Raw genomic sequence first — 13,473 nt, 5'->3', positions numbered from 1 at the left:
TATGGTGTATTTGATTGCTGTTTTATTAGGAACTTTTATCTATTGCGGCATTATAATTGTTTTAAAACCCTATGAAGAACAAAATAATGCGATTAAAAGACGTCTTCAGAACATAAACAGTGGATTCCAAAGAGATTATGTTCATGATGAAGAACTCTGTCTGCCTTTTTCCAAGCGAATTATGAAGCTGGTTTTCCGGCCAATAATAGTAAATATAAAGAAATCTATAGGTAAATATTCGACTTCAGAGCTTTTATTCAAAAATCTAAAAAATGACAAACTGAAAAAAAACATTTATCGGGCTGGGTTAAAGTTGGAACTACATGAATATCAAATGATACGTATTATGGTTATTTTAGGGATTTCATTGGCATTCATTGCAATAGCTTTACTGCTCAGGCAAAATACCTTACATTGTTTACTTTCAGCAGCGGTTGGTATTTATGTGGGGTATGCAGCCATAAGGTTTCATCTTGCTACAAGGATAAGTAAAAGGCATAAAGCTATGGAACAGCAGTTACCTGAAGTTTTAGATCTTATTAGTGTGAATGTAGAAGCAGGGCTGGGATTTGAACAGGCAATCTTTCATGTAATTGAAAATATGGAGGGAACCTTTATTGATGAACTGGCTGTGACGTATAGAGAAATGTCCATGGGCAGATCAAGACGTGATGCTCTCTTATTTTTAGGAGAACGGTGTGAAATTGGGGAAGTCAGGACTTTTACTGGAGCAATTGTACAGGCAGGGGAGCTTGGAATATCCATTAAAAATGTTCTTCGGGCTCAGGCTGCGGGAATGCGGCAGAACAGACGAAATAAAATTGAGGAGCGGGCACAAAAAATTTCTATCAAAATTTTACTCCCTATGGTTTTATTTATCTTTCCTGTTATATTTATTATTCTAATGGGGCCAGCTGTTTTAAAGGTTTTCCAGCAATTTGGGTGAGGTGTATTTATGGTTGTATATTGTAATAACATTATTTTGGCAGATAAAGTATGTATTGCAGATAATTTTATAGAGCGTTTTCTGGGTCTTATGGGTAAAAAAAGCCTTGGACATGGGGAAGGATTGCTTCTTTTAAATTCTCCATCCATACATTGCTTTTTTATGAGAATGTCCATTGACGTAATTTATCTTTCAAAGAATTTTAAAGTATTGGGAATTGAAACACTGAGACCATGGAGTATAGGAAAATATATCAAAAAAACAAGGCATATTCTGGAGCTGAAAGAAGGCACAGCATTTAATATAAAGGCTGGAGACACTATTCTTTTTAGGATAGAAAAATAAGGAGGAAGTGATTTGTCATGGCAGATAGGTTGAATGGACTAAGTATGGTTGAAACATTACGTTTAAAAACCGAAGAAATTGATATGAATCAATATTTAAAGACAAGAATGGGCGGATATACCAAACAGTCGGTTTTGGAATATCTAAGCATTATACGTAAGCAGCAGCAGACAATGGCAGATACTTTTTATGAGAATTTACAGACGATATATAATGAAAAAGAGGAACTTAATAATGTCAATGAATCCCTTAAACATCAAATAAATAAAATTGAGCTGGAGTATAAAAATCTTTGTGAATCTATGTCATGTGTACAACAGGAAGACTCAGAAATGACCATGCAGGATGTCCTTGTTATGAAAAATAAATGTATAGCTTTGGAGGAAGAAAACAAGAAACACAATTTTGACAAAATCTCACTGGAGAATGAAATCAGGCGATTGAAGGTTTCTATGAATGACTTGACCGAACTGAACGAGGATTATTGTCAGGAAATAAAAGCTTCCAAAGAAATGCTTATTGCAGAAAAACAAGAATCCCAAAAAATAAGAGATAAGCTGGTAGAGCTGACCATTAATATAGAAGACAAAACAGAAGAACTTAAATATCTAAAAACGGTGCAATCTGACGGCCAGACTGCAGAATTAACTGCCCATGTAAAGAATTTGACCAATCAGCTGATGATGCAGACGGAAGTGATGTCTGCTTTAAATTCACAGGCAGCCATAAAAGAGCAATCTTTAGCGGATTTAACGGCTGAAACTAAATTACAAAAACAAATCATAGAAAGCCTGAATAAAACAGTGGAAAAGCTTGAAACACAAAACGAAAAGATATTAAATGCCAACAATTTGATGGAAAAAGAATTGCAGGAGAATACTAAAAAGATAGTACAGTTTATTAATGAAAAATCTGATATTACAATGGAAAAAATTATTGTAGAACAAAAACTTAGTGAGGCAAATTCAAATCTTGCTATGTTGGAAATAAAGCTGAAAGCGCTAAGTAAGTCCAATGATATCAAAAAAACTGAAGAGCATGAAATGGAAGTGTGATGGCTCATGAATGTTTTTAAGTATTGTGGGTACAGAGAAGAACAAGGTTCAGTTACCATTATGGTGGCATTATTTATTACTGTACTGATGGCCTTTACAGCAATAGTAATTGATGTGGGAAGAGTTGCACTAGAAAAGCAGCAGCTTCAGAGCGCAGTAGATGCTGCCTGCCTTGCAGGGGCACAGGAATTGCCAGACAGTATTGTAGCGGCAAAACAAAAGTCGATTATGTATTTTGAGGAAAATGGATTTGATGAAGAGGAAATTGACCAAATAGAATTTGTGAATTCAAATAAGAGGATAAGAATAACTGCCAGCCATCCGGTTGAATATACTTTTGCAAAAATATTCAAAAGAGAAGATAATACAAAAGTGTCTGTAAGTGCAGCAGCGGAGTGCAGCAGTGTTTTTGGACCTTTTAAGTATGCACTATTCTCTGGTAGTGAAATGGATTTATTGCAGTTTAAAGGACAGAACATAATTGATGGCAATGTTCACTCTAATAATAGCATAAAAAATGCTGCCACGGTAACTGGAGTTGTTACTGCTGTAAATACTATTGATGCCAAGGTTAATGCTTCATCAGGGAAAATAGAAAATTCTCCGTATGTCTCTATGCCTGATTTTTCTGATGTTTTAACTCTGGCAACTACGGTTAATCAAAGTACTTTAATCAATGTTTTTGGTGCATCCTTTAAAGCTAGCAGTAATCAGTATACCATGTCAGCTGAGCAGCTAAATGCCATGCTTTCCGTCTATTCTACGGTGTTTATTAATGGAAATCTCACTATAAACGGTAGTGGGATTCATTCTAATGGAAGTATATTAGCAACTGGAGATATGACATTTAACGGTAGTAACGTAAGCATGAATGCGTCAGATTCGGTATGCTTTTACTCAATGAACGGAAATATCACATTTAATGGTGGCAGTGGTGATGTGACAGGAATTCTTTATGCCCCGAAAGGCACAGTAAGACTAAATGGTAACAGTGGTATTTTTTATGGGTCTATTGTTGGAGATTTGGTGACCTGTGATGGAGGGATAAATCTAACATACAGTTCCCAGGCCGCCCAGAGTGTCCCTTTTACAATAACCAGATTGGTGGAATAGAAACGAATTTATATCAGTTAGTTCAGTAAAAACATTTTTCGACAACTTAAACTGTTATTTTACATAAAATTTCTTCAGGGTGTTGACGTAGAGGAAAATCAATGATAACATGATTGTGGTGAAATTTAATAGATCATTTTATGTTCTGTTCGCTGGAATCTAAGGGGATTTTGGCGGATAGCTAAGAGGGAAGCAGGTTCAAGTCCTGCGCGGTCCCGCCGCTGTAAACGAGGAGTCCTGCCTGTCATACAAAGATAAATGGGTGAGCCACTGAGTAATTTCTTGGGAAGGCTTGGTAAGGATGATAATGCGTAAGCCAGAATACCTGCTTAAAATGAAGACAGAATCCGACGGGTATTCGGCAATTCTTGTAATACAAATGATTAAAATTATACAGAAATACGGGCTGTAGCAATAATGCTACAGCTTTTTTTATGTGAATTTAATCAGAAAAAATATGTAGCAGTAACTGCTGTATATAAGGGATAAACATAAAAGTGGGATTGATGAGAAATAATCTAATGTTAGTAAATGCAGGAGGAAAAAGAAATGTCAGTAGAGGCAGAAAAGAAAAATGTTATTCCAAATGAGCAGGAACAAAAACTGCTGAAGATTATTCATCAAATCGGTTTTGGAGAGATAAAAGTCATAATCAACGATGGGAAGCCTATACGGCTGGAAGAAGTCAGGAGAAGTATAAAATTGTAATTATGGTTAGAGCTGACCAGAAAACTGGAGGTTCTTTATTATAGTAAAAAACTATAGTAAAGGACCTTTTTTATTTATTATTATTGAAGTTTTTAGAGAGGAGAGACTGAATTGACAAAAAGAAAGAATTTTTTATGCGCAATTCTCTGCATGACTATGATTATATCGCAGTTTACAGCGATTGCTTATGCAGGAGATGAGTTGAATTCGGTTAGTCAGGCTACAGGAAACTCAGTTTCCGAAAGTCAGGCGACAGCAAAAGAAAACAGCGATGGCACTATAACGGATGGTGCCGCTACAGGTGGTACGGAAGCAGGAAAAACCACTGACAGTATAACCACGGGTGATACGAAAACAGAAGGAACAACTGACAGTACAACCACGGGTGATACGAAATCGGGAGGAAACCCTGACAGTACAACCACGGGTGATACCAAAACAGGTGGAACTACCGATAGTGCAGCTACGGGTGATACGAAAACAGGAGAAACAACTGATAGTAAGACCACGGATGATACGAAAACAGGTCAAACTACCGATAGTGCTGTAACGGATAGCACAAAAACTGGCGAAACTACTGGAAGTGCAGTTACAGATAGTAAAACTGAGGTGACCACTGACAGTGCTGTAACAGATGCTACAACAACAGCAGCCATAGAGCCACTTATGATGACTTTAATGGAGAGTGCAGGAACTTTTTCTATTAGTGATTATGATGTAAACAAGCTATATGAAAAAGGAAGTACTTTTACAATCAGTACAACGGAGGAACTTAACAGATTCTCTGATTTAGTAAATGGTAAATTTAAAAATACCACAGGAGAAGCGGTTTCTGTGGATTTTGACGAAGATACAGTACGTTTGGAAAAAGATATAACCCTATCTCTGGGATGGAAGCCTGCCGGAACAGAAAAAACACCATTTTCGGGAACCTTTGATGGGAAAAATCATACATTAGATGGTTTAAATATCGTTACCAGCGACAGTTATCAGGGATTATTTGGATATACGCTAAATGGTGAAGTAAAAGATTTGGCGGTGAGTGGAAGTATAAAATGCAGCGGTGATTATATAGGGGGAATCATTGGGTATGCAAACTGTACTGATATTACCAGATGTACCAGTAACGTAGTGATTTCCGATGGAGGAAGCTATGTGGGAGGTATTGCTGGATGCGCGACGGGTTATACCACTTTATGCATTAATAATAAAGATGTTTCAGGCAATAAAAACTTTATCGGGGGAGTTGCAGGTCTTAATTATGGACTTGCACAGGATTGTTTAAATAAAGGAAACATCAGTGGAGTAAATTACGTTGGAGGTATAAATGGAAAAGGGAAAGTAAAAAACAGTTTGTCTTTAGGAAGCTTTACTGGTACAGGAGATCATGTATCCGGAGTTTCACCAGAAGGAGCAGTGACCAACTGTTATTCTAAGGAACAATGTACAGAAGCCCAGTTAAAATACGGGTATATAGCATATCAGCTTAATACTAGTGGGGATACGGCTGAAAGTACTAATAGATGGGCGCAGGGAGCAGAGTTACCTGTATTTGGGAGTGAAGCATTATACAAGTTTAGTTTATATAATAATTCAGCAGATAATATAACAATAACTTATTTTAAAGATGGAGAAAAAATTTCTGATTCTGGTGTTTTCAAAGACAACGGAATTGAAACAGTTTATGCTCCTGCATGCGAGCTGTCTATACAGATTACGGAAAAGGAGCATAAAGAGGGATTTCATTTCAGGCCAGATAATGTTTTAGCAAAAAGCGGAGAAACATATAAGGTAACATTAGATAAAAACATTTATATAGAGGCTGGATATGGAGAACTGCCAAGTGAACTTGCTGAAAATGAAATTAAATGGTATGTAGAAAACAAAGATGCAGCTACTTATACTTTAGAAAATGCTAAACAGTTAACAGGATTAGCCAAACTGGTAAACGGTGTAGCAAAAGACAGCAAGGGAGAGGTTATTCCGCCAGTTAGTTTTGATGGAAAAACAATTACATTAAATAAAGATATAGATCTTCAAAATATAGATTGGACACCAATGGGATATGATACATGGAATCACTGTTTCAGCGGTACATTTGATGGACAGAACCATACGATTAAAGGACTATATATCAGCAATGCAGTAATTAAAGTTTCAGACAAAGAATTAACAGATAAAGGCTTATTTGGCGATACTGATTCAGCAGTGATTAAGAATCTAATTGTTGAAGGTACTATTGACAGTTCAGGAAATAATTCAAATAGCAAAGTTGGAGGCATAATAGGTAATGCAAGTGGTTCAACGATTGAGAATTGTGTAAATAAAGTACAAATCACGGGTGGTGGATGTATTGGGGGCATAGCAGGTTCCACTTCCTCTGACTCAATAATTAAAAAGTGTAGCAACGAAGGAGTACTTACGGGGAGTAATAGTGTAGGTGGTGTGGTTGGTAGTGTGTCCAGCACCAAAATCGATGCTTGTGTAAATAAGGCCCAGATTACAGGAAGTGATAAAATTGGGGGAATAGCTGGTAATGCAAATTGGAGCACAGAAATCACAAACTGTAAAAACCAAGAAGCGGTGAAGGGTGATACTAATATAGGTGGCATAGTTGGTTATGTTAACCAGACAACAATTGCTTCCTGCGAAAATAGTGGAGAAATAACAGGAAATAATGGTACAGGCGGAATATTTGGGGGTGGAAGAAATAGTCAAATTACCAAATGCGCCAACAAAGCAATGATTACAGGAAAATTGACGATAGATAAGGATGGTAATCCCATCGATTCTAAGTATACAGGTGGAATTGCCGGAAAGGCGGAATCTTCAGCTGATATAAAATATTGTGAAAATGATGCCGCCATAAAAGGTGGGTTACGGACAGGAGGAATAGCAGGGGGTACTAAGGCAACGGTTCAGGGATGCTATAATAAAGGACAAATAACAAGCGCTACAGATTGCTATGCAGGAGGTATCGTAGGATCTGGCAGTGCAACAGATTGTTACAGTAATGGTGATGTCATAGTCACAAGTATAAAACAAGAGTCTAAGAATGTAGGGGATATTTCGGGGTCTTCAGATAAAGATTCACCTAAGATTGTTAATTGTTACTCCCTTGGAAAAGTGACAGGCATGAACGGTAAAAATGGGACGGTTTTAACTGATACACAGTTAAAATCTCAATACTGTGCTTATGTAGTTTACCAGCTTAATACCAGTGGAGAAAACTCCAATAATGTTGGAGTTTGGAAACAGGGAATTAATGGACCTGAATTTGGTGAAAACAATATTTATAGGTTAAAGATAGCGAATTATTCCTCTAAAACAGTGAACCTTTCATATTCAAAGGACAATGTAATAATTCCAAAAGAACAGGTTTTTACTAATAATAATATTAGCAGTATCTATGTTACCAAGGGTCAAATAAAAATAACAGCAACTCCTTTTTTGGATTTTAAGTTTACCCCAACGCTTACTGGTGAAAATGGAAGTTATGTTGTAAAACTAGAGAATGATTTGACTTATCAGTGCGGAATTAAAGCTGAACTGGACAAGGCAACAGGAATAGAGGCTAGTATAAAGTGGTATACAGACAATCCGGATGCTGACGAATATACAATAAAAACAGTAACTGATTTATGGGGGTTAATGGCTCTGGTAAATGGTAAGATTGAAGGCTATGCCCCTTTAAACTTTTCCCAGAAAACAATAAATTTGGAAGATAATATAGATTTGAGTACTTTATCACAATATAAAGAACTTCAGGGCTATGAACCCATAGGGACTTCAAATAAACCATTTAAGGGTAACTTTTATGGAAACAATTATACTATATCTGGCGTAAGTATTAACAGTGTTTTGGACAATCAAGGATTATTCGGATGTACTTCAGAGGGAACAATACAAGACTTAAAAGTAGAAGGTAATGTAAAAGGTAAAAATAATGTTGGCGGAATTGTAGGGGATGCACAAAGTACAGAAGTAATAAATTGCAGTTTAACGGGAAATAGTACAATAGCCGGCCAGCAAAATGTAGGAGGTATAGTCGGTAATTCTGCATCAAGTATATCTAAATGTATATGTGATAAAAGTGTAAATGTAAATTCAGTAGATGGATTTGTGGGAGGTATAGCAGGCGTTAATACATCCTCAGTATCTGATAGCTACTGCCTTGGAACTATTGCTGGCAAAGAAGATCACAAGGGTGGCGTGGTCGGCTCAGCTAATATTGTTAAAAGTTGTTTTTGTTATAATAAAGATCAGCATATAGCTGTTGCAGGAACTGCTGTAGAAGTTAAGAACAGTTATTATCTTGCAGATGCGGAAATAGCAGGTGCTGCTGGTCATTTTATGACGGAGCAGCAGTTTACGGAAAAGGAGATGTCTTACTTATTAGATACAGTAGACGGAATTCACAATAAAGTATGGCAGCTGGGTCAGAATTATCCAGAATTTGGTACAAATACTGTATATCGTATAAGTGTAGCGCCAAAAGAAGTTCAGGAAGGCAATTCAGTAAAAATTGCAGATCCCGATCAGGGAGCACCATATAAAGTGTATACTGGAGAAAAGGGAGAATCGTATACGTATTTATTAAGCAGTGAGAGTGTGAAACTGTCAGTTTCCTCAAATGATGCAGTATTTGCACCACTATTTTACCCACAGAATACAGTGAAATCTGAAGGAGATATTTACAGTGTTAGTAATCCGCAATCAGATTTAAATATATTATATCGGTTTGCTCCTTCTGTAGGACCGGATATAGCTTGGTATACACAGGATGCAATGGCAAAAGAATATATAATTGGAACAGAAGGCCAACTGAGAGGACTTGCTTTATTAGTAAACGGTCTTGCAAAAGATAAGGAGAATAAATCAATTGCGCCTAAAGATTTTAGTGGGAAAACAATAAAGCTTCATTCAGATATCGATGTTATAGGTCAGGACTGGATTGAAATAGGAACAAAGCAGACTCCATTTAATGGTATATTTGATGGCGGTGGTTATTGTGTAAGCAATTATAAAATAGACAGTTTAGATGATAACAAAGGCTTATTTGGATATGCTGGTACCGCAACTATTGAAAACCTTAAGGTAGATGGAAAAGTGTCAGGTGGTGAAAGTGTAGGTGGTATCGTCGGGTACTTGGGTGAAAAAAGTACAATTTTAAATTGTACCAATGCAGGAATCATAATAGGAAGAGTAAACTATATAGGAGGCATAGTAGGAAATATAGCCCAAAATGGAAATATAAAAGACTGCTCAAATAGCGGAGAAATTAGTGGAGGGAATGGAGATAAAGCTTATGTTGGAGGAATTGTAGGGCTTTTTAATAATTATGTAAATGCAGAAAATTGTTTAAATTCAGGTACTATAACAGGTAATGGAATTTACACAGGTGGTTTATTTGGTAATCCCTGCAGCTATGTAACAATCAGAAACTGTACTAACACAGGTAAGGTATATGGTAATAATCAGTATTTAGGTGGTATAGCCGGAGGAATCGATTCAAATCTGGTAGAAATGAAAAACTGTTTTAATACTGGTGATATTACACAAACAGGAAATGGTGCCTATAAGGTTGGAGGTATCACAGGTGATTTAGGCTCACCGGCGGATACTAAAACTACTACTGTTACTTACTGCTATAATAAAGGAAAAATAGTAAATAATTCTTTAGATACAAGCAATGGTGGAACCGGTGGTGTGTTTGGATGCATAGGTGCTAATTATGGTGCGAATATTCATCATTGTTGGAATGAGGGAAGTATCTACAGCACAGCAATGAATACTGGTGGAATTACCGGATTTATTGAGGCAAATAGTTCTGTAGTAGATTGTTATAGTTTAGGTGATGTTAATGGGGCAGGCAATACCGGTGGAATAGCAGGTAGTAAAGCTGATACGGCTACAAGTAATGTAGAAAGTTGTTTTAACTATGGTGGTAACGTAAGAGGAGCCGGCACTAATATAGGAGCTATAGTTGGTGGAAATAATAGTAATATATTAGGATGTTACTATCTTGATGAAACAATAATAAAAAATGAAAAAGGGCTTGTTGTGCCTTCTTCAGATTTAAAAGCACAAAAGATAAGCGCAGATAATTTCAAAAAAGACGATACTATTTATACACTTAATACTAGGGAAGATACTGTAAGAAACCGTGGCGTATGGTCAAGCGGAAAAAACTATCCAGTATTTGCAAGTGGAACAGGAACTCTTCTGCATAAGGTAGATATTTCTTCCATTAATCAAACAAATGGAAAGGTTGCTTTTTCGGATTGCACAGATAGTAAAAAATACTTAGAAGCAGAAAAAAAAGTAAGCATTACAATAACACCAAAGAGTGGATATGTTATGGGGAAATATACTATTAAAAGTATCCTGGGAGAAAATATTGAAACTAAATTGTCAGAAGATGAAAATCATATATGTATTGTTGAATTTACAATGCCTGATATAGGTGTTGTTATAAATACTGATTTCATAGATTCCACACAAAAAGCTGGACAAAAATTCAATATCACTTTTGATGCTAATGGAGGAACATGGAATAGTACTGAAAAAACCAAAGTAATAAATGGGGTAGATGCATATAAACGTATTACTAAACCAGAGAATCCAATTTGGGGGGCAAGAGAATTTAAAGGATGGTATTTAGAGAAAGAGGGCAAAACTTTATATAATTTCTCAAGTGCCTTACAGTCAGATTTAACACTTTATGCTAAATGGGATCTTTATTATAAAGTAACTCTCGATCCAAATGAAGGTAACTGGCAAGATCAGACAAAATCTTTCATTAAAGTTGCACCAAATACGGCAGCAACGGTCCCAGTAGTAAATCCAGTAAGAAACGGTTATGAATTTGCAGGTTGGTACACAGACAAGGACGACTGTTTTATTCCATATAACTTTAGCAATAAAGTGGCAGATGATATAACAATTTATGCTGGATGGGTACCCAATGGATGTGTGCAGATTACTTTTGATGCAAACGGAGGGAAATTAAGCAAAAAAGGTAAAGATACTGAGCTGTATAGAGTAATAATTCCAAAGAATACAGTATTAAAGTCTCCTTCGGAGCAAGGATATACGGTTACAAAGAAAATAACTATTGAAGATGGTAAAAAAACCAAAGATTTAAATTTCCGTGGCTGGTACAGTGATCCAAATACAGGAAACAAATGGAACTTTGTGGATGCAGTCACATCAAATAAGACACTCTATGCACACTGGGACGGTGATAAGCCGGCTATCATAGGAGGAACAGAAGAGAATCCAATGGAAATAGAGGACTTGGATCAACTTCTTGAACTTCGTGATTGTGTAAATGATGCACAAAATCGTTTCACAGATTTGTATTTTAAACTGGTAAAAGATATTACACTGCCAAAGGACTGGGTTCCCATTGGTATAGAACGTAAATCAGGTAGTGATCCTTACCGAACTTTTTCTGCTCATTTTGATGGAAATGGACATACCCTTACAATTGCTCCCGGAGGGACGGCAATATTTGGAGATGTTACATCAGCAGAGGTTACAAATCTAGATATATTCGGGAAGCAGATTGAAAGTAGTGGGCTTATTGATTCTTATACGAATCAAGTTAGAATAGATAATTGTACTATAAAGGCTGGAACTAAATTAAAAGGGTCTGGATTTGTAGGAAATGGTATGGGGAATGAACCTGATTCAGAAGTGTTTATTCAAAATTGTGTAGTGGAAAAAGGAGTTACTGTAGGTTATACAAAAGATCAGGATAATATCGGAGGTCTTGCAGGAAGTGCTAGCTGTGAGATAAAGCAATGTGTAAGCGAAGCAGATGTATATGGGAGGAACTTTGTAGGAGGACTCGTTGGCACAAAATATGCAGCTATGAGGCCCTGCGAAGTACGTGAATGCTATTCAGGGGGACAGTAACTGGTACTGGCGATTATGTAGGTGGTATCGTCGGAGCAGGTTATACCGTATCTTCTACACCTATAGGTGTTGCAGTAGAAAATTGTTACAGTACCGCTGTGATAAGTGGAGGAAATTATGTAGGTGGAATAATTGGGTGTGAGAAAAAGGATTCATTAGCAAGTGACAGGTTATTACCTACCATAAAAAATTGCTATTGGAATGGAGCTTCTATTTCATCTAATGGTAGCTATATAGGTGGAATTGCAGGCTATTATAAGGCAGTTTTTAATTGTTATATTTTAAAGAATAATTATTATAAGTCATCAGATGAAAGTTTAAAAGGCATCGGAGGCATTGGTAAGAATTATGATTCTTCCTTCAACGCTGAAGAGGCTTTCAAATTAAAGCCAGCAGAGGCTTTTGAAAACGGTGAGGTTGCTTACTTATTGGATGGTGGTCAGGGCAGTCATAGCAATATCTGGACCACTGGCGACAAATATCCTGTTTTCGGAAAACCTTCTATTTATATTAGTGAAGGAAAAGTAAAAGGCAGTGGAACTATAACTCTGTCAGATGGAAAGCGTGAAGACAAAGCAGTGTACAATCCAGTTGGAACTACTATTACGGTAAACGCTGTTCCAGCAAAAGTAGAAGGCAGTAAGGAGCCTGGTAAGACCACAGAAAATACTTTAGAATCCATTATAGTTACATATGCTAAGGGAGGAACAGAGGATATTACGGTTTCTAAAACCTTTAAATCCACAGGAAATGATGTAGTTACGGCTACCTTTAAAACGGACGAAAAGCCTATAGAGCCAGAGCCTAAACCTGAACCTAAGCCTTCCGATAATAATCCAGGAAAACATCACAGCGGCGGCGGATCCGGAAATGGCAATGGAAACGGTACAGGTAACGGTAACGGAGATGGTAATGGAACTGGTACAGGCACTGGAGATGGAACTGGAACTGGAAATGGAATAGGAAAAGGCTCCGGAACACAAGGTACAGTAGATGGATTAGGTGATGGAAAAGGGACTGCAGCAGGAACTACTTCTGGGGGCAGATCCAATGAAGGAAGAAAAGAGGCCACAAATGCTGAAGATGTGTATGCAAGTATCAGTCATGAAGAAGTGCCTCAATCTCAGGTGCTTGTAGGCAACGAGGCAAAAAAGACCAGTGAGGATAGCTTGGAAAATAAAAATTCAGGGGATTGGAAAAAGGCGGACATGAAGGAGGAGGCAATGGCGATACAAAGAAAATAACGCCAATAAAAGCTTTTGAAATCATAAAGAAGGTTGCTAAGGAGAATCCTGTTGCCATGGCCATCGTCTGGATTGCAATAGGTGCAATCTTCGCCATGGGCGCAATGAGAAGATTCTATCATATAAAAAAGCAATAGAA

General features: G+C 37.0%; 8 protein-coding genes and 1 riboswitch. All 8 genes read left to right on the top strand.

The genetic code is table 11. From position 1 onward, the window contains the following. The first annotated feature begins 1 nt into the window (after position 1). Positions 2-946 carry a type II secretion system F family protein gene (locus tag Ami3637_RS02055; protein WP_162361116.1) on the top strand — a complete coding sequence of 315 codons (945 nt, stop codon included), beginning with the start codon at positions 2-4 and terminating at the stop codon, positions 944-946. A gap of 9 nt (positions 947-955) precedes the next feature. Continuing rightward, complete coding sequence (locus Ami3637_RS02050) at positions 956-1,291, top strand: DUF192 domain-containing protein (protein ID WP_162361115.1); 336 nt, start codon at positions 956-958, stop codon at positions 1,289-1,291. 17 nt (positions 1,292-1,308) lie between these two features. Continuing rightward, positions 1,309-2,346 carry a coiled-coil domain-containing protein gene (locus Ami3637_RS02045; RefSeq protein WP_162361114.1) on the top strand — a complete coding sequence of 346 codons (1,038 nt, stop codon included), beginning with the start codon at positions 1,309-1,311 and terminating at the stop codon, positions 2,344-2,346. A 6-nt stretch (positions 2,347-2,352) separates the two neighbouring features. Next, a complete protein-coding gene (locus Ami3637_RS02040; RefSeq protein ID WP_162361113.1) occupies positions 2,353-3,459 on the top strand; it encodes a Tad domain-containing protein in 1,107 nt (368 codons plus the stop codon). A 123-nt stretch (positions 3,460-3,582) separates the two neighbouring features. Then, a riboswitch (cobalamin riboswitch) is annotated at positions 3,583-3,806 on the top strand. 202 nt (positions 3,807-4,008) lie between these two features. Continuing rightward, positions 4,009-4,167, top strand: coding sequence for a DUF2292 domain-containing protein (locus tag Ami3637_RS02035; RefSeq protein ID WP_162361112.1), 159 nt, complete (start codon positions 4,009-4,011; stop codon positions 4,165-4,167). Between the two features lie 111 nt (positions 4,168-4,278). Beyond that, entirely contained in the window at positions 4,279-12,090 is a 7,812-nt protein-coding gene (locus Ami3637_RS02030) for an InlB B-repeat-containing protein (RefSeq protein ID WP_162361111.1), read from the top strand. Then, positions 12,069-13,334 carry a hypothetical protein gene (locus tag Ami3637_RS02025; RefSeq protein ID WP_162360749.1) on the top strand — a complete coding sequence of 422 codons (1,266 nt, stop codon included), beginning with the start codon at positions 12,069-12,071 and terminating at the stop codon, positions 13,332-13,334. The genes Ami3637_RS02030 and Ami3637_RS02025 overlap by 22 nt, the downstream gene beginning before the upstream one ends. Further along, on the top strand, positions 13,283-13,471 hold the full coding sequence (locus tag Ami3637_RS02020; protein WP_162361110.1) for a hypothetical protein: 189 nt from the start codon (positions 13,283-13,285) through the stop codon (positions 13,469-13,471). Before Ami3637_RS02025 ends, Ami3637_RS02020 begins: the two co-directional genes overlap by 52 nt. Positions 13,472-13,473 lie beyond the last annotated feature (2 nt).

It is taken from the genome of Aminipila terrae (genome assembly GCF_010120715.1).
Classification (GTDB): Bacteria; Bacillota; Clostridia; order Peptostreptococcales; family Anaerovoracaceae; genus Aminipila; species Aminipila terrae.
Note: the sequence above shows the minus strand (reverse complement) of the source record. Positions and strands in the feature narration are given on the sequence as shown.